Here is a 21,803-nt window from a genome sequence, read left to right as displayed (position 1 = left end):
ATGAATAAACAACTGGATGTCATCACCATCGGTGAAGCGATGGCGATGTTTGTCGCAACGCAAACAGGCGACCTGAGTGAGGTCGAACAGTTCATCAAACGCGTTGCCGGCGCCGAGTTAAATGTTGCTACCGGGTTGGTGCGACTGGGGCTACGCGTGGGTTGGGTGAGCCGCATCGGCCATGACAGCTTTGGCCAGTTCGTAATCAATAGCCTGAAAAAAGAGGGCATTGATGCGACAGGCGTCACCTGCGATAAGCGTTTCGCTACCGGCTTTCAGGTGAAATCTAAAGTTGAAAATGGAACCGATCCCATCGTGGAGTATTTCCGCAAAAACTCGGCAGCCAGCCATCTTTCACTCGACGATTTTAACGAAAACTATTTCGCCAGCGCACGCCATCTACACTTGAGCGGCGTCGCGGCGGCACTCTCTGATTCGTCATACGCGTTGCTCGACCATACGGCCCGCACATTTAAGTCACAGGGTAAAACCCTCTCATTCGACCCAAATCTGCGCCCGGTGTTGTGGAAAAGCGAAGCTGAGATGGTGGAGAAACTGAACCATCTGGCGTTCCAGGCAGATTGGGTTTTACCTGGCCTGAAAGAAGGCATGGTTTTGACCGGACAGCAGACGCCGGAAGCCATTGCCGATTTTTACCTGGCTCGTGGCGTGAAAGCAGTAGTACTGAAAACCGGGGCAGACGGTGCCTGGTATAAGACAGCGGAAGGTGAAAAAGGCTGCGTCGCGCCGGTGAAAGTCGACAAGGTGGTCGATACGGTGGGTGCGGGTGATGGCTTCGCGGTCGGGGTGATTAGCGCCCTGCTGGAAGGACGCTCGCTTCATGATGCCGTGACTCGCGGAAATAAGATTGGCGCGCTGGCCATTCAGGTTCAGGGCGACAGTGAAGGATTACCGACCCGTGAGGCGTTAGGGGAGTAGCGCCTTCCCCCTCACCCTAACCCTCTCCCTCAAGGGAGAGGGAACGGATTGTGCACATTGTTGGTTTTGACCGGGGTGAGGGCACCAGCGCGCACCTTCCCCAAATAACACTCTGACCCTACAACTACAGAGGCAGGACTATGAATAGCTCAACCAATGCAGCCAAACGCTGGTGGTACATCATGCCAATCGTGTTTATCACGTATAGCCTGGCGTATCTCGATCGTGCAAACTTCAGCTTCGCCTCTGCGGCGGGCATCAATGAAGATTTAGGTATCACCAAAGGGATCTCTTCCCTGCTGGGCGCTCTTTTCTTTCTCGGCTACTTCTTCTTCCAGATCCCAGGCGCGATGTACGCAGAACGCCGAAGCGTGCGCAAACTGATTTTTGTCTGTTTGATTCTGTGGGGTGCCTGCGCCTCGCTCACCGGGATGGTCAGCAATATCCCGATGCTCGCCGCCATTCGCTTTATCCTCGGCGTAGTGGAAGCCGCAGTGATGCCAGCGATGCTGATTTACATCAGTAACTGGTTTACTAAATCCGAACGTTCTCGCGCGAACACTTTCTTGATCCTCGGGAACCCGGTTACGGTGCTGTGGATGTCGGTGGTTTCCGGCTATCTGATTCAGGCGCTCGGCTGGCGTGAAATGTTTATCATCGAAGGTTTCCCGGCCATCATCTGGGCGTTCTGCTGGTGGGTGCTGGTAAAAGATAAACCAGCGCAGGCGGGCTGGTTGTCTGAATCCGAAAAAGCCGCATTGCAGGCCGAACTCGATAAAGAGCAGCAGGGCATTAAAGCCGTGCGTAACTACGGCGAGGCGTTCCGTTCCCGCAACGTGATTCTGTTGTGCATGCAGTATTTCGCCTGGAGTATCGGCGTGTACGGTTTCGTGCTGTGGCTGCCGTCGATTATTCGCAGCGGTGGCGCAAACCTTGGCATGGTGGAAGTGGGCTGGCTGTCATCTGTGCCGTATCTGGCCGCCACTGCGGCGATGATCCTGGTCTCCTGGGCTTCCGACAAAATGCAAAATCGTAAGCTGTTTGTCTGGCCGCTGCTATTGATTGCCGGGTTCGCCTTTATCGGTTCCTGGGCGGTGGGCGCCAACCACTTCTGGATTTCCTACACCCTGCTGGTCATTGCCGGTGCTGCAATGTACGCGCCCTATGGCCCGTTCTTTGCCATCATCCCTGAGATGCTGCCTCGCAATGTCGCCGGGGGCGCAATGGCACTGATTAACAGTATGGGCGCACTGGGCTCATTCTTTGGTTCCTGGTTCGTCGGTTATCTCAACGGCGCGACCGGTTCACCGTCTGCCTCTTACATTTTTATGGGGGTGGCGCTTTTCGCCTCGGTGTGGCTTACTTTGATTGTTAAGCCCGCGAATAATCAACAAATTCCCGTTGGCGCACGCCACGCTTAAATCACACTTACGGAGAGTCGCATGAAGCCGTCCATTATTCTCTACAAGGCACTGCCTGACGATTTACTGCATCGCCTGGAAGCCCATTTCACCGTTACGCAGGTGCCTAACCTGCGCCCGGAAACCGTCCAACAGCATGCAGACCTGTTCGCGAACGCGGTCGGTCTGCTGGGTTCCAGCGAAGCCGTTAACGAAGCGCTGCTGGAGAAAATGCCAAAACTGCGTGCGGCCTCGACCGTCTCTGTGGGCTACGACAACTTTGATGTCGATGCGCTGAACGCGCGTAAAATTCTGCTGATGCACACCCCCACCGTGCTGACGGAAACCGTAGCAGATACGGTAATGGCGCTGGTACTCAGCACCGCGCGTCGGGTGGTGGAAGTGGCGGATCGCGTTAAAGCGGGTGAATGGAAAAAAAGCATTGGCCCGGACTGGTTCGGCACCGATGTGCATCACAAAACGCTGGGTATCGTCGGAATGGGCCGCATCGGCATGGCGCTGGCTCAGCGCGCGCACTGCGGGTTCGGCATGCCGATTCTGTATAACGCTCGCCGCCCGCATCCGCAGGCCGAAGAGCGTTTCAGCGCGCGTTACTGTGACCTCGATACGCTGTTGCAGGAGTCCGATTTCGTGTGCCTGATCCTGCCGCTCACGGACGAAACACACCATCTGTTCGGCAAAGCGCAGTTCGCGAAGATGAAATCCTCAGCCATCTTTATCAACGCGGGCCGCGGCCCGGTAGTCGATGAGAAGGCACTGATTGCCGCTCTGCAAGAGGGTGAAATTCATGCCGCCGGGCTGGATGTCTTTGAACAAGAGCCGCTGCCTGCTGACTCACCCCTGCTAACGCTACCTAACGTCGTCGCGCTGCCGCATATCGGCTCCGCTACCCACGAGACGCGCTTTAATATGGCCGCCTGTGCGGTAGATAACCTGATTGATGCCTTGCAGGGGAAAGTGGATAAAAACTGCGTGAACCCGCAGGTGGCTGGGAAATAAAACAGATAAGGCGGGGATTTCCCCGCCTTACTTTTGCTGCCATCAAAGCGAACATTACTTCGTCGCGTCGACCGCCGCAGTCCAGGCCTGAGTAAACGCCTGGTGCTGGGATGCCAGCGGGCCAATCAGCGAATTGTACTGGCTTGCCTGCTGAGAGGTTGGGAACTGAATGCCATTCGCCACAAAGCTCACCTGAGTCCCCTGCTGGGCGACAAAATCACCCACCTGAACCAGTTGCTGAGTGAAGATCTGTGCCGCCGGGATCAGCGGTTGCAGAGCGTTAGCCGGAGTCGTCACCACCTTGGTATAAACCTGATCGAAGACCGGTTTCAGGTCATCGGTCTGTTTCAGCGCCGCATGCGCCGCATCGGCCTGCATCTTCGCATTTTCCAGTTGCTGGCTCAGCACGCCAAGCGAACCATTAGCCTGACGCAGTGGCTCACGCTGAGTCATATAATCCTGCGGAACGCGAATGGCGTTAACGCTATCGACAACCGGGCGCAGACCCGCATCCATCGCCTGGCTCACCTGCTGCGAATAGCCGTAAATGACGGCGTAATCAGACACAAAGGGGCCAAACTGTTTTTTCTGGTCAGCGGTCAGCGTAGGCAGACGCTCGCCCCCGCGCATCACTGTATTTTGCAGGAAATCGACAAACGCTTTGCGCTGGTCGCCTTCTTTATCAAAACACCCGCTCAGGCTAACAACCATCAATAACGCCGCAACAGGCGCAAACCAGCGAGAGCAGGACTTTCCTGTCGCCATTTTATTACTCCTTCAGCCAAAAAAAGCGCAAACAGGCACCCGCGTGCCCAACGCTGACAAGGATAGTCCAGCAGCGCGTTGCAGGATACCTTTTCCTGACATGAAATAACGCAGAAAAGGGGTTCACAATAACAATGTTAATACAATGTTGCGTTCATCACATTTATGGCGACGCATCGCGAAAGATATTTCGCCATTAACAAGCTGATAAATATAGATTTAATCACCATGCGTTCTATTGTGATGAATAAGTCGTACGATAATCGCACACTTCCTGATTTCCCCTGCATTGTCGGCGTAAAAGTTAAGTGCTTTGATGAATTGCACGATTATCGAAAATAGGTTCGATAATCGCCCAAGTTCATGCGGGAGAAGCTTTCTCCCCGCCGTTTTCAGGAATTGCCGCATGTCGAAGACAACCACGGATATTCAGGCTTTTATCAACGATCATCCCTTCTCGAAATACCAGTGGATGATCCTCGCATTATGCTTTGTAACCGTTGCGATGGACGGTTTTGATACCGCGATTATCGGTTTTATCGCCTCCGACCTGGTACAGGAGTGGGGCGTACAAAAATCCGATCTCGGCCCGGTGATGAGCGCGGCGCTGGTCGGGCTGGCAGTCGGTGCGCTGACGGCAGGCCCAATGGCGGATCGTATTGGCCGTAAAAAGGTGCTGGTGCTGTCGATTCTGGTCTTCGGCGGATTTAGCCTGGCGACCGCCTTCGCCACCAATTTAACGCAACTGACGCTGCTACGCTTCCTGACCGGGCTTGGTTTAGGGGCTGCGATGCCAAACGCCGCAACCTTGATGAGCGAATACGCGCCAGAACGCCGTCGCGCCCTGCTGGTAAACCTGATGTTCGTCGGCTTCCCGATTGGCTCATCGATGGGCGGTTTTATCTCCGCGTGGCTTATTCCGCACTATGGTTGGCAGAGCGTGTTGATCTTAGGTGGCGTCATGCCCCTGGCGCTGGCAGTAGTGCTTATTTTTATGCTGCCGGAATCGGCCCGCTATATGGTGGTAAAAAACCAGTCACCGCACAAAATTGCCGCCATCCTGAAACGTATTGCGCCTGTTGCGGAAAACGCCCGGTTCGTTTTGCAGGAAGCCGGGCAGGTGAAAGAGAAATCTGCGCTGGGCGTGATTTTCTCCCCTCGCTACGCCGTGGGTACGGTGATGCTGTGCCTGACCTACTTTATGGGACTGCTGATTTTCTACTTACTGACCAGTTGGCTGCCATTACTGATCCGCGAAACCGGCGCGACCCTGAGTCAGGCCTCGGTCATCACCGCGCTCTTCCCGCTGGGCGGCGGTATCGGCGTACTGATCCTCGGCGTGCTGATGGACAAACTTAACCCGAACAAAGTCGTCGCGGTGGGCTATGTGCTGACGGGTGTTTTTGTCTGTCTGGTCGGCTTCTCAACCAGCAGCCTGGTATTGATGGGCATCATGGTATTCATTGCCGGGACAATTATGAATGGCGCGCAATCGTCCATGCCAGCACTCGCCGCAGGATTTTACCCCACCCAGGGCCGTGCAACGGGCGTGGCATGGATGCTCGGTCTCGGCCGTTTTGGGGGCATTCTGGGCGCGTTTAGCGGCGCATTCCTGATGCAGGCGGAGCTATCGTTCCAGACCATTTTTACACTGCTCGCCATTCCGGCGCTGCTTTCGGCTCTGGCGCTGTTGATAAAACATATCGTCAGCCAGCGTCACAAGGAAACAAATGGTGAGCAAACGCCTTCGTTAAGTAGCAATACGCAAAAAGCCTGAGTTTACGAACCGGCGGTTCAGCCGCCGGATGCATAGCCATTTTTACAAAAATATACCTTGTGGTGCTGCCATTGATTTTTGAGCTTTTTTTGCCCGTAAGCGCCACAGTGAAAATGAATATCACAAATAGTCACATCCGCAATCATCTGTTCGTCAAAAATCCCGACTATTCTTAATTAGCTCTACGATATTCACGATCCCGCTGTGTGTTTACAGGAGTTATCAATGGAAGAAAAAGATCCAACATTTGAACTGCTAAGCAGTCTGGAACAAATTGTTTTCAAAGATGCTTCGCCGATGACCGCCCTGACACCAAAAACGTCTGTCTTTGCCGAGTTCGAAGAACTGCGTAAAGGCACTGGTTTGCAGATGGCCGATCTGGCCAAAGCGATGGGCGTTAGTGTATCAACACTCCAGGAATGGGAGTCCAGACGGGTAAAACCGTCCGCCACTGAGCTTAATCTGATGCGATTAATCCAGGCAGATCCACAAATTTGCAAACGCTTAATAAGCTGATTAATAAGATTTTTTTACTTTTATGACGGCCTTTTTTCAGGGCCGTTTAATATTTTACAAAGATAAGGTTTGCGTTCAGGGGCAGAAGTATGCGTTAATAGCTTCACGGTTTGACGCACAGACCACAAAGCAGTTGAGTAAAGCAGTTCCCTTCAAGGTTATCCATTGGTACCCCTCGTAGCGACATTTCCTTTACGCTTTAAATTCTGTAAAGCATGCCATATTGCCGTAAGGCTCACTTAATTTATAAAGGTAATTTCTATGTCCGGTAAAATGACTGGTATCGTAAAATGGTTCAACGCTGATAAAGGTTTCGGCTTCATCACTCCTGACGATGGTTCTAAAGACGTGTTCGTACACTTCTCTGCTATCCAGAACGAAGGCTACAAATCTCTGGACGAAGGTCAGAAAGTGTCCTTCACCATCGAAAGCGGCGCTAAAGGCCCTGCTGCTGGCAACGTAACTTCTCTGTAAGTTTAAGCCGCAAAGAATTTTAAATCCCTGCCCTCGGGCGGGGATTTTTTTTGCCTGCCATTTACTGCCGCAGGAATATTAATATCACAAATAGAAAGGGTGCATTGAGAATGCATCACACCGTAAGAAAGGCGGAGATTTCTCCCCGCCAAATGCTCTTACTTATTATTTCCACAGGCTAAAAATGCCGCCAGCTCATTACTTCCCTGTTTGATGTGTAATTCACACAGTGAATCTCTTACCATCCAGGTAAATAATAATAGTGTGAAACAAATCACTACTAAGCCAAATAACAAATATTTTTGCGGCATTTCCGGCCTCCGGTGTTGATTTCCAACAAGCAAGAGGCTACCTTTATGGTGTTCATGCATAGAGGGGCCTCACTTTGATTTATAGTCAGGTGGGGCTTTTCTCTGTCTGCCTTTTGGTAATACCTGAGACAAACAGTCTCAAGCACCCGTCGCTATTCTAGCAAACTCCGCGTACGCAAAAGAATTAATGCATTCTGAAAAGATTTTTGCAAAATAAATGTGTAAGCACACACACATTAATCGAATGATTATTACTTGTTTATATTAGTGCATAAAAAAACCTGCCATTCGGCAGGTTTTTATTTATCAGCAGTAAACTTATTGCAGCAGCGAAATATCCGCAACCTGCAGGAACAGTTCACGCAGTTTCGACAGCATAGTCAGACGGTTGATACGCAGTTCTTTATCATCAACCATGACCATCACTTTATCGAAGAAGGCATCGACAGGCTCACGCAGTTCAGCCAGTTCAACCAGCGCTTCCTGATAACGCCCTTCCGCGAAAGCCGGTGCCAGTTTGTCGCGCAGCACCACAACCTGCATGGCGAGAGCAATTTCTTCCGGTTCTTTCAGGGTCGCGGCGTTTACGCGATCATTCAGCACTTCATCGGTTTTCGCCAGGATGTTAGAGACACGCTTGTTGGCCGCAGCCAGCGCAGAAGCCGCTTCCAGGGTGCGGAAGTGAGAGACTGCCTTCATGCGCGCATCGAAGTCTGCCGGGCGTGTCGGACGACGCGCCAGAACAGCCTGAATGGTGTCAACGGTATAGCCAGCGTCCTGATACCAGGCGCGGAAGCGACCCAGCATAAAGTCGATAACGTCATCAACGACCTTAACGTTCGTCAGCTTGTCGCCGTACAGACGCGCCGCTTCTTCAGTCAGCGTTTGCAGATCAAGGTTGAGGTTCTTCTCAACGATAATACGCAACACGCCGAGCGCGGCACGACGCAGCGCAAACGGGTCTTTATCGCCTTTCGGATGCTGACCGATACCGAAGATACCCGCCAGGGTGTCCATCTTGTCAGCAATCGCCAGTGCGCAGGCCACCGGGTTAGACGGCAGGTCATCACCAGCGAAGCGCGGCTGGTACTGCTCGTTCAGCGCCACGGCCACATCTTCCGCTTCGCCATCGTGACGCGCGTAGTGCATGCCCATCACGCCCTGGGTGTCAGTGAACTCGAAGACCATGTTGGTCATCAGGTCGCACTTGGACAGCAGGCCCGCACGGGTCGCGTGATTCACATCAGCGCCAATCTGCTCGGCGATCCAGCCCGCCAGCGCCTGAATGCGGTCAGTTTTGTCGCGCAGCGTACCCAGTTGTTGCTGGAACAGTACGGTTTGCAGGCGCGGCAGGTTATCTTCGAGGCGTTTTTTACGGTCGGTGTTGAAGAAGAACTCGGCATCCGCCAGACGTGGGCGAACCACTTTCTCGTTACCGGAGATAATCTGCTGCGGGTCTTTCGACTCAATGTTAGAGACGAAGATAAAATTCGGCAGAAGTTTGCCGTCGTTTGCATACACCGGGAAGTACTTCTGGTCGCCCTTCATGGTGTAAACCAGCGCTTCAGACGGCACCGCGAGGAATTTCTCTTCGAATTTTGCGGTCAGAACAACCGGCCATTCCACCAGCGAGGTCACTTCTTCCAGCAGGCTTTCGCTTAAATCAGCGTTACCGCCAATCTTACGCGCCGCTTCTTCGGCATCAGCTTTAATCTTCGCTTTACGCTCAGCGTAATCGGCGATGACTTTCCCGCGCTCGCGCAGAATTTCAGGGTACTGATCGGCGTTGTCGATGGTAAATTCCGGCTCGCCCATAAAGCGGTGGCCGCGAATCACACGATCGGACTGAATACCCAGAATGGTTGCCGGAATGACTTTGTCGCCCAGCAGCAGGGTCACGGTGTGCACCGGACGCACGAAGTGTACGTCAGACGCGCCCCAGCGCATCAGTTTCGGGATCGGCAGCTTCGCCAGAGACGTGGCAACCATGTTCGGCACCAGCGCTTCGGTGCTTTCGCCCTTCACGTGGGCGCGATACAACAGCCATTCGCCTTTGTCGGTGGTCAGACGCTCGGCCTGATCAACGGTGATGCCACAGCCACGCGCCCAACCTTCTGCCGCTTTACTGGGTTTACCTTCAGCGTCGAACGCCTGGGCAATCGCCGGGCCGCGTTTTTCGACTTCGCGATCGGCCTGGGCTTCCGCCAGGTTGGCAACCTTCAGCGCCAGACGACGCGGGGCGGCAAACCATTCAACGTTGCCGTGTGCGAGGCCGGCGTTATCCAGCTCCGCAGTGAAGTTCGCAGCAAAGGACTCAGCCAGGCTGCGCAGTGCTTTTGGTGGCAGCTCTTCAGTGCCGATTTCCACCAGAAAAGTTTTCTCAGACATGGCCGCCTCTTACTTGTCTTTGTTGCACATCGGGAAGCCAAGGGCTTCACGGGAAGCATAATAAGCTTCTGCCACTGCTTTGGTCAGGGTGCGAATGCGCAGAATATAGCGCTGACGCTCGGTGACGGAGATGGCTTTACGCGCATCCAGCAGGTTGAAGCTGTGAGCGGCTTTCAGAATACGTTCGTAAGCAGGCAGCGGCAGCGGAGTTTCCAGCGCCAGCAGTTGCTGAGCTTCTTTCTCGTACTGCTCAAAGCAGGTGAACAGGAAGTCCACATCCGCATATTCGAAGTTGTAGGTGGATTGTTCCACTTCGTTCTGATGGAACACGTCACCGTAGGTAGTTTTACCCAGCGGGCCGTCGCTCCAGACCAGGTCGTAAACGCTGTCCACGCCCTGAATATACATCGCCAGACGTTCCAGACCGTAAGTGATCTCGCCGGTAACAGGCTTGCACTCCAGGCCGCCGACTTGCTGGAAGTAAGTGAACTGGGTCACTTCCATACCGTTTAGCCACACTTCCCAGCCCAGACCCCAGGCACCCAGCGTCGGGTTTTCCCAGTTGTCTTCCACGAAGCGGATATCGTGGATGGTCGGATCCATTCCCAGCTCTTTCAGGGAACCGAGATACAGCTCCTGAATGTTGTCCGGAGAAGGCTTAATCACCACCTGGAACTGGTAGTAGTGCTGTAAACGGTTGGGGTTTTCGCCGTAGCGGCCATCGGTAGGACGACGGGAAGGCTGCACATACGCAGTCGCCATCGGCTCTGGCCCCAGCGCGCGCAGGCAGGTCATTGGGTGAGAGGTTCCCGCGCCAACTTCCATGTCCAATGGTTGAACAATGGTGCAGCCCTGGCGAGCCCAGTAATCCTGTAAGGTCAGGATCAAGCCCTGGAAGGTCCTGGTATCAAACTTTTGCATATTATTTCGTGCTGGATACGTGTGGATTTAAAGGAAGGGATCAGTATACCCGCTGGGTGGAAGATATACAGTACGAAAGCAGCCTGTTTAGGGAAAATAGAGGAAAACAGGCCGACTTTTCGTGCCATATTGTCACTCTTAGCGCATCGATAAGTGTAAAAAATCGCCATTTGCGTCGAAAGAACAGACAAAACCTTCATTGCGTAGCGTATAGCCACGTAATTCATAGCTGCCCTGAAAACGCTCAAAACCGGTTACGTTAATTTTCTGCGCGGCAGTGTTGTAGCGCTCGGCAACGCGTTCTCTGCAAAGATTTTCCATCCCCAGCGATCGCGCAAGGTTAGTTTTCGCATTCTGCGCTTTCATTGGCGCTGGCGGTTCGGACGCGGCGCATCCCGCCAGTAAAAGCCCTGCCAACAGGGGAATCAGTCGCTTCATCATCATTTTTCGTTACTGCCTTGCTATCGGGCTGTTATTTTAGTTTGGGTTCTGTGCTGCGCTGGCATTCTGCGAATCACACCGCAACTCTACAAGCATGGGGTGAAAAACTCGGATTTTTCCAGTCAAATAGCCTAATAAATCGCGAGTCAGAATTTGTTTAATCAGGAGAAAACCGCCCTAATGCAACCCAAAATAAGCTGGATTGATAATCTACGCGGGATCGCCTGCCTGATGGTAGTCATGATCCATACGACAACCTGGTACATCACCAACGCGCACAATATCAGCCCGGTCAACTGGGACATCGCTAACGTTCTCAACTCCGCCTCACGCGTTAGCGTGCCGCTCTTTTTCATGATCTCCGGCTATCTCTTTTTCGGCCCACGCAGCGCCCAGCCGCGCCATTTTCTACGTATTGCACTCTGTTTGCTGTTTTACAGCACGGTTGCGCTTATCTATATCGCGGCATTTACCCATATTCCCATCGAAGGGTCGCTGAAAAATATTCTGCAAAAACCGGTGTTCTATCATCTGTGGTTTTTCTTCGCGATTATGGTGATTTACCTGCTCTCACCGCTGATTGAGGTGAAAGTGATAAACGGGAAAATGTTGCTGGCGCTGATGGCGGTGATTGGCATTATCGCCAACCCCAATATGGTGACGCTAAAAACAGGGGGGATTGAGTGGCTGCCGGTGAATCTCTATATCAGCGGCGACACGTTTTACTATGTCCTGTATGGCCTGCTGGGGCGTGCGATTGGCATGATGGAGACGAATAAACGCTGGCTGAGCGGGCTATGCGGCCTCGGTTTTATCCTGGCCGTGGTGGTCATTTCACGCGGTACGCTGCATGAACTGAGCTGGCGCGGAAACTTTGCTGACACCTGGTATGTGTATTGTGGGCCGATGGTATTTATCTGCGCGGCCACCCTGTTCATCGTGGTAAAAAATTGCCTGAACCACCGCGTTCTGCCGGGATTAGGGCTGATCTCGCGCCACTCCCTTGGCATTTACGGCTTTCATGCGCTGATCATTCATGCGTTACGCAGCGGCGGAGGGGATCTCAAAAGCTGGCCGCTGCTCGATATTATGTGGATATTTTGCGTAACGCTCGCAGGCAGCCTGCTGCTCTCTATGCTGCTACAGCGCGTGGACAGCAAAAGATTCGTCAGCTAGAACAGCGCGCTGCGCCATACATCGCCACAAACCAGGCCGCCACGCACAGCCCCTTTTCCGCCAGGTTAAGGGGCAAATTCCAGACCCCCACCAGCAGTAACCCGGCCGCCAACAGCAACATAAAACGGCATACCCCACTAAAGCGCGACGCTTCCCGCTCTGTTTCAGGCAAGCGCTTATACACCGCGATAGCGAAAAGCCCCAGGCTCAACACCGCCATAAAAAAACCTTTATCAATAAGCTCCGCGCAATCGCGCCACAGGCAAAAAACGTAAAGGATGAGGCCAATAAACAGGGCAGCCTGTGGGATTTTCAGCGTTAGTTTCATTGTGATCTCCTTATCCATAACAAACGCATTATGAACGGAAACCGCACAGCAACATCAGAGCAACACTAAAGTTTGGAAAAATTCGGAATCTATAAATACTCGGCAAAAATCCGCCCCGGCAACGGGGCGGGCAAGTCAGGACATCAACGGCAGCAGTTGCTGATAAATTTGACGGAAAGTTTCACGACGCGGCGCATATTGCGCATGGCGTTGCGCATCCGGGTAGTGCGCCTGTTCAAGCTGCAACTGCGGCAGTAGATCGGCGAACGGTTTATCTTTGTGAATGGCAAGTTGCGCCAGACGCGCAGCCCCCAACGCCGGGCCGACATCACCACCGGTGCGGTAATCCAGTTGCTGCCCACTGATATCCGCCAGCATCTGACGCCAGTAAGCGCTACGCGCACCGCCGCCGATCAGCGTCACACTTTTGGGCGTTACACCGCAGGCGTGAACCACATCCATGCCATCCGCCAGCGCAAAGCCCACGCCCTCCAGCACTGCTCTCGCCAGCTCAGCCGGGCCATGCTGATGGGTCAGGCCGAAGAAGACACCTTTAGCCTGCGGATTGTTATGCGGCGTGCGCTCGCCGGAGAGATAAGGCAGGAACCACACCGGCTCAGCGCTCTCATCAGCAGACTCCGCGGCACTGATAAGCGCAGGCACCGTGCCCAACCCGGTCAGTTTCGCCGCCCAGTCAAGACATGAGGCGGCACTCAGCATCACCGACATCAAATGCCAGCGTCCAGGCAGTGCGTGACAGAAACTATGCACCGCGCTTTCAGGCTTACTCAGGAAACCTTCGCTGACCGCAAAATAAACGCCGGACGTTCCGAGCGAGAGCATCGCCTGCCCGGCATCAACCATTCCGACACCAACGGCGCCCGCAGCGTTGTCGCCGCCGCCGGCAACCACCGGTACAACGGGCATATTCCACGCCTGCGCCACTGACGGTAGCAGGGTTCCGGTGATCTCACAGCCTTCATACAACGCAGGCATGTTGTCACGGCTCAGGCCGCTGGCCGCGAGCATCACATCGCTCCAGTCGCGTTTCGCCACATCCATCCACATCGTACCCGCCGCGTCAGACATATCGCTGGCGAAATCGCCGGTGATACGCAGGCGCAGATAATCTTTTGGCAGCAGTACCTTATCGACCTGGGCGAAAATTTCCGGCTCGTGACGCTTTACCCACAGCAATTTTGGCGCGGTGAAACCCGGCATCATCAGGTTGCCCGTAATCTGACGAGAGTTTGTCACCGTCTCTTCAAGCAGTTCGCACTCTTCCGCGCTGCGACCGTCGTTCCACAAAATTGCCGGACGCAGAACGCGCTGTTGTTTGTCGAGAAGCGTTGCGCCGTGCATCTGCCCGGCAATCCCTAACGCTTTCACGTCCTGCAGACTGTGCTGCTGTGAGAGCGCTTTAATTGCCCGATCCGTCGCCTGCCACCACTGTTGCGGATCCTGTTCAGACCACAGCGGATGCGGACGAGAAACGGTAATTTTTTCCGTCTGCGTCGCAACGACCTCTCCCTCTTCGCTCAGCAGGATGGCCTTGACGCCAGATGTACCCAGATCAATCCCAATATACATAGCGCGCGTTCCTTAAAAAAGCCCGGTGGCGAGAGCGCTTACCGGGCCAGGAGTCGGGTAAACCGGGCAAACAGGCTGCCGCCCGGTGTTTTTCTATTATTTGTCGAACAGGTAGTGATTGACCAGATTCTCCAGCAACTCCTGATGGCCGCTCTGATGCTGCGGCGCCAGTTGATGCTGCTCAGCATATTTTGCCAGCTCCTGCAGCGACATCTGCCCTTTAAGGATCTGCTGACCCAGTTCACCATTCCAGCCCGCATAGCGTTTCGCCACACGTTTATCCAGCTCGCCGCCTTCAATCATACGTGCCGCGACTTTCAGCGACAGCGCCATGGTATCCATCGCACCGATATGACCGTAGAACAGATCATATTTGTCGGTGCTTTGACGGCGCACTTTGGCATCAAAGTTCAGACCGCCGGTGGTGAAACCGCCTGCTTTGAGAATTTCGTACATCACCAGCGCATTCTCTTCCACGCTGTTCGGGAACTGGTCGGTATCCCAGCCAAGCTGCGGGTCGCCACGGTTGGCATCGACGGAACCAAACAGGCCCAACGCAATCGCGGTGGCGATTTCATGATGGAACGAGTGCCCCGCCAGCGTCGCGTGGTTCGCTTCGATGTTCAGTTTAATCTCTTTTTCCAGGCCGAACTGTTTCAGGAAACCGTAAACGGTCGAAGCATCATAGTCATACTGATGCTTGGTCGGTTCCTGCGGCTTCGGTTCAATAAGCAGCGTCCCCTGGAAACCGATTTTGTGTTTGTGCTCAACGACCATCTGCATGAAGCGGCCAATCTGCTCACGCTCCTGGCGCAGGTCAGTATTCAGCAGAGATTCGTAACCTTCACGCCCGCCCCACAGGACGTAGTTTTCACCGCCCAGTTTGTGCGTGGCATTCATCGCCGTGAAGACCTGCGTCGCCGCCCAGCTAAAGACTTCCGGATTCGGGTTAGTGGCGGCACCTGCACCGTAACGTGGGTTAGTGAAGCAGTTCGCCGTGCCCCACAGCAGTTTTACCCCGCTCTGCTGCTGTTTTTCAGCCAGCACGTCTACCATCTGTGCGAAGTTGTTCAGATACTCTTTCAGCGACGCGCCTTCCGGGGAGACGTCCACATCGTGGAAGCAGTAGTAAGGCACATTCAGTTTATGGAAGAACTCGAATGCGACATCCGCTTTACGTTTCGCAAGCGCAATGGCTTCGCCCGGCTGCTGCCACGGACGGTCGAATGCGCCCACGCCGAACATGTCTGCACCGTTCCAGCAGAAGGTGTGCCAGTAGCAGGCGGCGAAGCGCAGGTGATCTTCCATCCGTTTACCCAGCACCAGTTCGTCAGGGTTATAGTGACGGAAAGCCAGCGGATTTTCCGTTTTAGGGCCTTCGAAACGAACACGATCCAGTTGGTCGAAATAAGCTTGCATAATGAACTCCGTAATCAGATACGCGGCGAGGAATAATTCGTCCTGTAATACTGAGTTCTGATTTCCACTTCCTCAATTACGTTATTTCACACTGCGATTAAGAGAATCCACAAACGTGCGCTGGCTCGCAAAATAAGGCCGCCGCAAATTTTATGTAAGTTTCTCCCGGTCGAATTTTAAAATTCGATCACGATCATAAATTGACAATTAAACCAAATATCATAATGGAAAGATAAAAATCTGTAATTGCCAGTTCTGCTTTCTGTGTTAAAAATTTGCAGCGTGTTAAGTCGTGTTTGTTTCTTTTATCGCCAATCTTATATCTACCCTACAAAAAGGCATTACGACTATGAAAATCAAGAATCTTTGCCTCACGCTATGTGCATCCCTTCTGCTTACCAGCATGGCGGGCAGCGCAAAAGAAGTGAAAATCGGTATGGCTATCGACGATCTACGCCTGGAGCGCTGGCAGAAAGACCGCGATATTTTTGTGAATAAGGCTGAAGCGCTGGGCGCAAAAGTATTTGTACAGTCAGCTAATGGTAACGAAGAAACACAAATGTCGCAGATTGAGAATATGATCAACCGCGGTGTCGATGTTCTGGTTATTATTCCATACAACGGCCAGGTTCTCAGTAACGTCATTAAAGAAGCCAAACAGGAAGGTATTAAAGTTCTGGCTTACGATCGTATGATCAATAACGCGGATATCGATTTCTATATCTCATTCGATAATGAAAAAGTCGGTGAAATGCAGGCGCAGAGCCTGGTGAATCAGGTGCCGCAAGGTAACTATTTCCTGATGGGTGGTTCGCCGGTAGATAATAATGCCAAGCTGTTCCGCGCGGGGCAGATGAAAGTATTAAAACCCTATATCGACAGCGGAAAAATTAACGTTGTAGGGGATCAATGGGCTGACGGCTGGCTGCCCGAAAACGCGCTGAAAATTATGGAAAACGCCCTCACCGCAAATAACAATAAAATTGACGCCGTGGTAGCCTCTAACGATGCCACCGCCGGCGGCGCAATTCAGGCGCTAAGCGCGCAGGGGCTGGCGGGCAAAGTGGCGATTTCCGGGCAGGATGCGGATCTTGCTGGGGTGAAACGCATTATTGCGGGCACCCAGACCATGACCGTCTATAAACCTATCACCACGCTTGCGACTACCGCCGCTGAAATCGCCGTCGAACTCGGCAACGATCAAACGCCAAAATCAGACGCCACGTTGAATAACGGGCTGAAAGATGTGCCATCCCGCCTGCTGACGCCAATTGAAGTCAATAAAACCAATATCGACCAGACCGTTGTCAAAGACGGGTTCCATAAGAAGAGCGAACTCTAATTTTTCTGCCCCGGAAACGGGGCAGCCGTTCTCGCTCGGCCTGAATTAACGGCTTACGTGGAGCAGCTATGTCTTATTTACTTGAAATGAAAAATATCACCAAAGCCTTTGGCGTGGTGAAAGCAGTGGATAATGTCAGCCTGCGTTTAAACCCCGGCGAAGTGGTGTCACTGTGTGGTGAAAATGGCTCAGGGAAATCAACGTTAATGAAAGTACTGTGCGGTATTTACCCGCATGGTAGCTATGACGGCGAGATTATTTTCGCCGGAGAAACGCTGACGCCGACGCATATTCGCGATACCGAGCGAAAAGGTATCGCCATTATTCATCAGGAGCTGGCGCTGGTGAAGCACCTTACGGTGCTGGAGAATATTTTCCTCGGCACAGAAATCAGCCGCCGCGGTATTCTCGATTACGACGCCATGACCCTGCGCTGCGAAAAACTACTCGCCCAGGTGAGCCTGGCGATTTCACCCGACACCCGCGTCGGCGATTTAGGGCTCGGGCAACAGCAACTGGTGGAGATCGCCAAAGCGCTGAATAAGCAGGTACGTCTGCTGATCCTCGACGAGCCAACCGCCTCGCTCACCGAGCAGGAAACCGCCGTGCTGTTGGATATCATCCGCGACCTTCAGCACCACGGCATCGCCTGCATCTACATCTCGCACAAGCTCAATGAAGTGAAGGCTATCTCCGACACCATTTGCGTGATCCGCGATGGTCAGCACATCGGTACCCGCGACGCCAGCAGCATGAGCGAGGACGACATCATCACCATGATGGTGGGGCGCGAGCTAACGGCGCTTTACCCCAACGAACCGCACACCACTGGCACTGAGATCCTGCGGGTGGAACATCTCACGGCCTGGCATCCCGTTAATCGCCATATTAAACGGGTAAATGATATTTCCTTCAGCCTCAAGCGTGGCGAAATTCTGGGCATTGCCGGGCTGGTCGGCGCAGGGCGTACCGAAGCGGTGCAGTGCCTGTTTGGCGTCTGGCGCGGGCGCTGGGAGGGAAAAATCTATCTTGATGGCCAACCTATCACCATCAACAACTGCCAGCAGGCGATTGCTCACGGTATCGCAATGGTGCCGGAAGATCGCAAAAAAGACGGCATCGTACCGGTCATGGCAGTAGGAAAAAACATGACGCTGGCAGCTCTCAGTCAGTTCAGCGGGGCGTTAAGCAGCCTGGATGACGCACGTGAGCAGCAGTGCATTTTGCAATCCCTCGAACGACTGAAAGTGAAAACGTCCTCCCCTGACCTGCCGATTGGCCGTCTCAGCGGCGGCAACCAGCAAAAAGCGATTCTCGCGCGCTGTCTGTTACTGAACCCGCGCATTCTGATTCTCGACGAACCGACTCGCGGCATTGATATTGGCGCGAAATATGAAATCTACAAACTGATTAACCAACTGGTGCAACAAGGGATCGCGGTGATCGTTATCTCTTCCGAACTGCCGGAAGTACTGGGTCTGAGCGACCGGGTGCTGGTGATGCACGAAGGAAAACTGAAAGCGGATCTGGTAAACCACAACCTGACCCAGGAACAGGTGATGGAAGCCGCACTGAGGAGCGAACGTCATGTCGAAAAACACCCCGTCTGAAATTAAACTGGCGGCCCCGACGCCGTCACCGACGTTTAACCTGAAGTCGCTGAACTTACAGGTTTTCGTGATGATTGCCGCCATTGTGGCGATCATGCTGTTCTTTACCTGGACCACCGACGGCGCATACCTCAGCGCCCGTAACGTCTCTAACCTGCTGCGCCAGACCGCCATTACCGGCATTCTGGCGGTAGGCATGGTGTTCGTGATTATCTCCGCCGAAATCGACCTCTCTGTTGGCTCGATGATGGGTCTGCTTGGCGGCGCGGCGGCGATTTTTGACGTCTGGCTCGGCTGGCCGCTTCCGCTGACCATCATTGTGACGCTGGCAATGGGGCTGGTGCTCGGCGCATGGAACGGTTGGTGGGTGGCTTACCGCAAAGTGCCGTCGTTTATCGTCACTCTCGCCGGGATGCTGGCGTTCCGCGGTATTCTGATTGGCATTACCAACGGTACAACCGTGTCGCCCACCAGCGCCGCGATGTCGCAAATTGGTCAAAGCTATCTGCCTGATGGCATTGGCTTCTCCTTCGGCGCGATTGGCCTGATGGCATTTATTGTCTGGCAGTGGCGCGGGCGCATGCGTCGGCAGAATCTTGGGCTCGCCACTCCGACGTCTACCGGCGTGGTCGGGCGTCAGGCATTGACGGCGATAATTGTACTGGGCGCAATCTGGCTGCTGAATGACTATCGCGGCGTGCCGACGCCGGTTCTGCTGCTGACGCTGCTGCTGTTGGGCGGGATGTTTATGGCCACGCGCACGGCGTTTGGGCGTCGCATTTACGCCATCGGCGGTAACATCGAAGCCGCGCGCCTGTCAGGGATTAACGTCGAACGCACCAAGCTTGCCGTCTTCGCCATCAACGGCCTGATGGTGGCGATCGCCGGGTTAATCCTCAGCTCACGTCTTGGCGCAGGTTCACCGTCGGCAGGCAACATTGCCGAGCTGGACGCTATCGCCGCCTGCGTGATTGGCGGCACCAGCCTGGCCGGTGGCGTAGGTAGCGTCGCAGGCGCGGTAATGGGCGCATTTATCATGGCATCGCTGGATAATGGAATGAGCATGATGGACGTGCCCACTTTCTGGCAATATATCGTTAAGGGCGCCATTTTGCTGCTGGCAGTCTGGATGGATTCGGCCACCAAACGCCGCGCTTGATACGATGTACGATGACAATACCGGCCATTAGGCCGGTATTGTCATTCATGATTCACCAGGGAAATTGAACCATGTTTGAAAAGCGTCACCGTATTACCCTGTTATTCAACGCGAATAAAGCCTATGACCGCCAGGTGGTCGAAGGGGTTGGCGAGTATTTACAGGCGTCGCAGTCGGAGTGGGATATTTTCATTGAGGAAGATTTCCGCGCACGTATCGAAAACATCAAAGAGTGGCTTGGCGATGGGGTGATCGCTGATTACGACGATCCCCATATTGAAGCGCTGCTGGCTGACGTAACTGTGCCCATTGTCGGCGTCGGCGGCTCCTATCATTGCCCGGAGCAATATCCCCCCGTCCATTACATCGCCACGGATAACTACGCTCTGGTCGAAACCGCCTTCCTGCACTTAAAAGAGAAAGGCGTGCATCGCTTCGCATTCTACGGTTTGCCTGGCACCAGCGGCAAACGCTGGGCGGTGGAGCGTGAATATGCCTTTAGCCAGATTGTCGCTAAAGAGAAGTATCGCGGCGTGATTTATCAGGGGCAGGAGACGGCGCCGGAAAACTGGCAACACGCGCAAAACCGCCTGGCCGACTGGCTGCAAACCCTGCCACCGCAAACCGGGATCATCGCCGTTACTGATGCCCGCGCGCGCCATATATTGCAGGCTTGCGAGCATTTGCATATCCCGGTGCCGGAAAAGCTGTGTGTGATTGGTATCGATAACGAAGAGCTGACCCGTTATCTCTCCCGCGTGGCACTCTCATCAGTGGCGCAGGGCACGCGGCAAATGGGGTATCAGGCGGCAAAGCTGCTGCACCGTCTGCTGGATAACGAAACCCTGCCACTACAGCGCCTGCTGGTGCCCCCGATGCGGGTGATTGAACGACGCTCAACCGACTACCGATCGCTGAATGACCCGGCAGTCATTCAGGCGATGCACTATATCCGCAATAACGCCTGCAAAGGCATTAAGGTGGAACAGGTGCTCGATTCGGTCGGCATTTCTCGCTCGAATCTCGAAAAACGGTTTAAAGAGGAAGTGGGCGAAACCATTCACGCCGTGATCCACAGCGAAAAGCTGGAAAAAGCGCGCAGTTTGCTCATCTCAACCTCGTTATCGATCAACGAAATTTCGCAAGTCTGCGGCTACCCTTCCCTGCAATATTTCTATTCGGTGTTTAAAAAAGAGTATGACACCACACCTAAAGAATACCGCGAACAACACAGCGAAGTACGGCTGTAAAAGCGTGAGACGCCCTCCTGCAGGAGGGCTTCTTGTCGGTTACTGCCAGGCCATCTCGCCCGTATTGACCTTTGCACTCAATTCCAGCGAACTCTCGTCTGCAAGGTCTGGATAGGCCTTTTTCATTGCCTTGATCACCCCGGCGGAATCTTTCTGGCTTTTCAGTGCCAGCTCAAATTTTTGCAGATAATCAAGCGTAAAGGCGATGGCTTTCGCACCGGAGGGCAACCGGCCAAGATAGTGCCCGGGGATCACCGCCTGCGGTTGTTCTGCCTGCATCTCTTTCAGTACGCTGCGCCATTCATTTCGACGCGTCACCGTCTGCGTATCGGCACTCCAGATATGAATGCCAGACGCAACGCCGGTACCGCCAAGAATCGCCTTATTCGCCGGGATCCAGACATATGCGGCATAGCTTTCCGGGTGCTTAATTTCCACCGTTTCTCCATCAATGGTGAAACGCATCTCCCGGAGGGGCTGTGGCGTATAAAGCTGATGTGGCGCATCCGCTTTTAGCTGGGGGCCCCAGTACGCCAGCTTGGCATCGCGCGTGGCTTCGATATGCGATACCACCGCAGGCGTCGCGACAATGTCGACTTTCGGAAAGGCCTTCACTATCGGCTCCAGACCGAAATAGAAGTCAGGATCGCCGGAGGTGATAACGATACGCGTAAGCTTTTTACCGCTGTTACGAATCATCTCCACCAGCTTTTCACCGTCTTTAACGCTGAACTGGGCATCAAACAGCACGGCTTCAGAGGGGCCGTAAACCAGTGTAGACGAGACAGGAAAAACGGCTTTTTCCTGAGGGTTATAGGTCTCCATCGTCAGCGGGGCGGCAAAAGCCGTGCTGCTGATGACAAGGGTGGCGATAACGATAAATGCGCGTTTCATGGTGAACCTGATGATGTTATGAGTGACTGCCACCCATTTTACGGATTTCATCACCTGTCAAAATTCCCGAAAACCGATATGCT

The 21,803-nt window shown here is 53.8% G+C and carries 20 protein-coding genes; 11 read left to right on the top strand and 9 right to left on the bottom strand.

The genetic code is table 11. From position 1 onward, the window contains the following. From VSR74_RS16970 to ghrB, 3 genes are all read left to right on the top strand, one after another. Nucleotides 1-939: a sugar kinase gene (locus VSR74_RS16970; protein ID WP_347795797.1), complete on the top strand. Its 939-nt coding sequence runs from the start codon at nt 1-3 to the stop codon at nt 937-939. Nucleotides 940-1,079: 140 nt separating this feature from the next. Next, entirely contained in the window at nt 1,080-2,360 is a 1,281-nt protein-coding gene (locus tag VSR74_RS16965; RefSeq protein WP_347795796.1) for an MFS transporter, read from the top strand. Between the two features lie 21 nt (nt 2,361-2,381). Next, complete coding sequence (ghrB, locus tag VSR74_RS16960; protein WP_347795795.1) at nt 2,382-3,359, top strand: glyoxylate/hydroxypyruvate reductase GhrB; 978 nt, start codon at nt 2,382-2,384, stop codon at nt 3,357-3,359. A 54-nt stretch (nt 3,360-3,413) separates the two neighbouring features. Here ghrB and VSR74_RS16955 read toward each other — a convergent pair whose 3' ends face one another. After that, nucleotides 3,414-4,124: a DUF3053 domain-containing protein gene (locus VSR74_RS16955; protein WP_347795794.1), complete on the bottom strand. Its 711-nt coding sequence runs from the start codon at nt 4,122-4,124 to the stop codon at nt 3,414-3,416. Between the two features lie 406 nt (nt 4,125-4,530). On the opposite strand from VSR74_RS16955, the gene VSR74_RS16950 reads away from it, so the two are divergent. The 3 genes from VSR74_RS16950 to cspE all read left to right on the top strand — a co-directional run bounded on the left by VSR74_RS16950 (nt 4,531) and on the right by cspE (nt 6,891). After that, nucleotides 4,531-5,901, top strand: a complete 1,371-nt coding sequence (locus tag VSR74_RS16950; RefSeq protein ID WP_347795793.1) for an MFS transporter — start codon at nt 4,531-4,533, stop codon at nt 5,899-5,901. Nucleotides 5,902-6,126: 225 nt separating this feature from the next. Then, complete coding sequence (locus tag VSR74_RS16945) at nt 6,127-6,417, top strand: HTH-type transcriptional regulator (protein WP_347795792.1); 291 nt, start codon at nt 6,127-6,129, stop codon at nt 6,415-6,417. Between the two features lie 261 nt (nt 6,418-6,678). Next, complete coding sequence (gene cspE / locus VSR74_RS16940; RefSeq protein WP_004126446.1) at nt 6,679-6,891, top strand: transcription antiterminator/RNA stability regulator CspE; 213 nt, start codon at nt 6,679-6,681, stop codon at nt 6,889-6,891. A gap of 158 nt (nt 6,892-7,049) precedes the next feature. Here cspE and hokA read toward each other — a convergent pair whose 3' ends face one another. From hokA to VSR74_RS16920, 4 genes are all read right to left on the bottom strand, one after another. Then, complete coding sequence (gene hokA / locus VSR74_RS16935) at nt 7,050-7,202, bottom strand: type I toxin-antitoxin system toxin HokA (RefSeq protein ID WP_347795791.1); 153 nt, start codon at nt 7,200-7,202, stop codon at nt 7,050-7,052. A gap of 318 nt (nt 7,203-7,520) precedes the next feature. Further along, nucleotides 7,521-9,590, bottom strand: coding sequence for a glycine--tRNA ligase subunit beta (gene glyS / locus VSR74_RS16930; protein WP_347795790.1), 2,070 nt, complete (start codon nt 9,588-9,590; stop codon nt 7,521-7,523). Between the two features lie 9 nt (nt 9,591-9,599). After that, nucleotides 9,600-10,511, bottom strand: a complete 912-nt coding sequence (glyQ, locus tag VSR74_RS16925) for a glycine--tRNA ligase subunit alpha (RefSeq protein ID WP_015369211.1) — start codon at nt 10,509-10,511, stop codon at nt 9,600-9,602. Between the two features lie 138 nt (nt 10,512-10,649). Continuing rightward, a complete protein-coding gene (locus VSR74_RS16920; protein WP_347795789.1) occupies nt 10,650-10,955 on the bottom strand; it encodes a YsaB family lipoprotein in 306 nt (101 codons plus the stop codon). A 177-nt stretch (nt 10,956-11,132) separates the two neighbouring features. On the opposite strand from VSR74_RS16920, the gene VSR74_RS16915 reads away from it, so the two are divergent. Beyond that, nucleotides 11,133-12,128 (top strand): acyltransferase, encoded by a 996-nt coding sequence (locus tag VSR74_RS16915; RefSeq protein ID WP_347795788.1) that lies wholly within the window; start codon nt 11,133-11,135, stop codon nt 12,126-12,128. Here the strand turns inward: VSR74_RS16915 and VSR74_RS16910 are convergent. From VSR74_RS16910 to xylA, 3 genes are all read right to left on the bottom strand, one after another. Then, nucleotides 12,121-12,456, bottom strand: coding sequence for a YiaA/YiaB family inner membrane protein (locus VSR74_RS16910; protein WP_347795787.1), 336 nt, complete (start codon nt 12,454-12,456; stop codon nt 12,121-12,123). The two genes, VSR74_RS16915 and VSR74_RS16910, sit on opposite strands and share 8 nt — an antisense overlap. 135 nt (nt 12,457-12,591) lie before the next feature. Then, nucleotides 12,592-14,046 carry a xylulokinase gene (gene xylB, locus VSR74_RS16905; protein ID WP_347795786.1) on the bottom strand — a complete coding sequence of 485 codons (1,455 nt, stop codon included), beginning with the start codon at nt 14,044-14,046 and terminating at the stop codon, nt 12,592-12,594. A 96-nt stretch (nt 14,047-14,142) separates the two neighbouring features. After that, entirely contained in the window at nt 14,143-15,465 is a 1,323-nt protein-coding gene (gene xylA / locus VSR74_RS16900) for a xylose isomerase (RefSeq protein WP_347795785.1), read from the bottom strand. Nucleotides 15,466-15,814: 349 nt separating this feature from the next. On the opposite strand from xylA, the gene xylF reads away from it, so the two are divergent. The 4 genes from xylF (at nt 15,815) to xylR (ending at nt 20,826) form a co-directional block, all read left to right on the top strand. Beyond that, a complete protein-coding gene (gene xylF / locus VSR74_RS16895) occupies nt 15,815-16,807 on the top strand; it encodes a D-xylose ABC transporter substrate-binding protein (RefSeq protein ID WP_347795784.1) in 993 nt (330 codons plus the stop codon). Between the two features lie 68 nt (nt 16,808-16,875). Further along, nucleotides 16,876-18,417, top strand: a complete 1,542-nt coding sequence (locus tag VSR74_RS16890; RefSeq protein WP_347795783.1) for a xylose ABC transporter ATP-binding protein — start codon at nt 16,876-16,878, stop codon at nt 18,415-18,417. After that, the gene (xylH, locus tag VSR74_RS16885; RefSeq protein ID WP_347795782.1) at nt 18,395-19,576 is read left to right on the top strand and encodes a xylose ABC transporter permease XylH; all 1,182 of its coding nucleotides are present in this window, start codon (nt 18,395-18,397) and stop codon (nt 19,574-19,576) included. Before VSR74_RS16890 ends, xylH begins: the two co-directional genes overlap by 23 nt. Before the next feature lie 71 nt (nt 19,577-19,647). Beyond that, complete coding sequence (xylR, locus tag VSR74_RS16880) at nt 19,648-20,826, top strand: D-xylose utilization transcriptional activator XylR (RefSeq protein WP_347795781.1); 1,179 nt, start codon at nt 19,648-19,650, stop codon at nt 20,824-20,826. Between the two features lie 39 nt (nt 20,827-20,865). Here xylR and VSR74_RS16875 read toward each other — a convergent pair whose 3' ends face one another. After that, entirely contained in the window at nt 20,866-21,720 is an 855-nt protein-coding gene (locus VSR74_RS16875; protein WP_347795780.1) for a Vmh family MBL fold metallo-hydrolase, read from the bottom strand. Nucleotides 21,721-21,803: the final 83 nt, after the last annotated feature.

Source organism: Pseudocitrobacter cyperus (genome assembly GCF_039889165.1).
GTDB lineage: Bacteria > Pseudomonadota > Gammaproteobacteria > Enterobacterales > Enterobacteriaceae > Pseudocitrobacter > Pseudocitrobacter cyperus.
Note: the sequence above shows the minus strand (reverse complement) of the source record. Positions and strands in the feature narration are given on the sequence as shown.

Coding starts and splice junctions, on each gene's coding strand:
- VSR74_RS16970 (WP_347795797.1), top strand. CDS start 1: ATGAATAAACAACTGGATGTCATCACCATCGGTGAAGCGATGGCGATG.
- VSR74_RS16965 (WP_347795796.1), top strand. CDS start 1,080: ATGAATAGCTCAACCAATGCAGCCAAACGCTGGTGGTACATCATGCCA.
- ghrB (WP_347795795.1), top strand. CDS start 2,382: ATGAAGCCGTCCATTATTCTCTACAAGGCACTGCCTGACGATTTACTG.
- VSR74_RS16955 (WP_347795794.1), bottom strand. CDS start 4,124: ATGGCGACAGGAAAGTCCTGCTCTCGCTGGTTTGCGCCTGTTGCGGCG.
- VSR74_RS16950 (WP_347795793.1), top strand. CDS start 4,531: ATGTCGAAGACAACCACGGATATTCAGGCTTTTATCAACGATCATCCC.
- VSR74_RS16945 (WP_347795792.1), top strand. CDS start 6,127: ATGGAAGAAAAAGATCCAACATTTGAACTGCTAAGCAGTCTGGAACAA.
- cspE (WP_004126446.1), top strand. CDS start 6,679: ATGTCCGGTAAAATGACTGGTATCGTAAAATGGTTCAACGCTGATAAA.
- hokA (WP_347795791.1), bottom strand. CDS start 7,202: ATGCCGCAAAAATATTTGTTATTTGGCTTAGTAGTGATTTGTTTCACA.
- glyS (WP_347795790.1), bottom strand. CDS start 9,590: ATGTCTGAGAAAACTTTTCTGGTGGAAATCGGCACTGAAGAGCTGCCA.
- glyQ (WP_015369211.1), bottom strand. CDS start 10,511: ATGCAAAAGTTTGATACCAGGACCTTCCAGGGCTTGATCCTGACCTTA.
- VSR74_RS16920 (WP_347795789.1), bottom strand. CDS start 10,955: ATGATGATGAAGCGACTGATTCCCCTGTTGGCAGGGCTTTTACTGGCG.
- VSR74_RS16915 (WP_347795788.1), top strand. CDS start 11,133: ATGCAACCCAAAATAAGCTGGATTGATAATCTACGCGGGATCGCCTGC.
- VSR74_RS16910 (WP_347795787.1), bottom strand. CDS start 12,456: ATGAAACTAACGCTGAAAATCCCACAGGCTGCCCTGTTTATTGGCCTC.
- xylB (WP_347795786.1), bottom strand. CDS start 14,046: ATGTATATTGGGATTGATCTGGGTACATCTGGCGTCAAGGCCATCCTG.
- xylA (WP_347795785.1), bottom strand. CDS start 15,465: ATGCAAGCTTATTTCGACCAACTGGATCGTGTTCGTTTCGAAGGCCCT.
- xylF (WP_347795784.1), top strand. CDS start 15,815: ATGAAAATCAAGAATCTTTGCCTCACGCTATGTGCATCCCTTCTGCTT.
- VSR74_RS16890 (WP_347795783.1), top strand. CDS start 16,876: ATGTCTTATTTACTTGAAATGAAAAATATCACCAAAGCCTTTGGCGTG.
- xylH (WP_347795782.1), top strand. CDS start 18,395: ATGTCGAAAAACACCCCGTCTGAAATTAAACTGGCGGCCCCGACGCCG.
- xylR (WP_347795781.1), top strand. CDS start 19,648: ATGTTTGAAAAGCGTCACCGTATTACCCTGTTATTCAACGCGAATAAA.
- VSR74_RS16875 (WP_347795780.1), bottom strand. CDS start 21,720: ATGAAACGCGCATTTATCGTTATCGCCACCCTTGTCATCAGCAGCACG.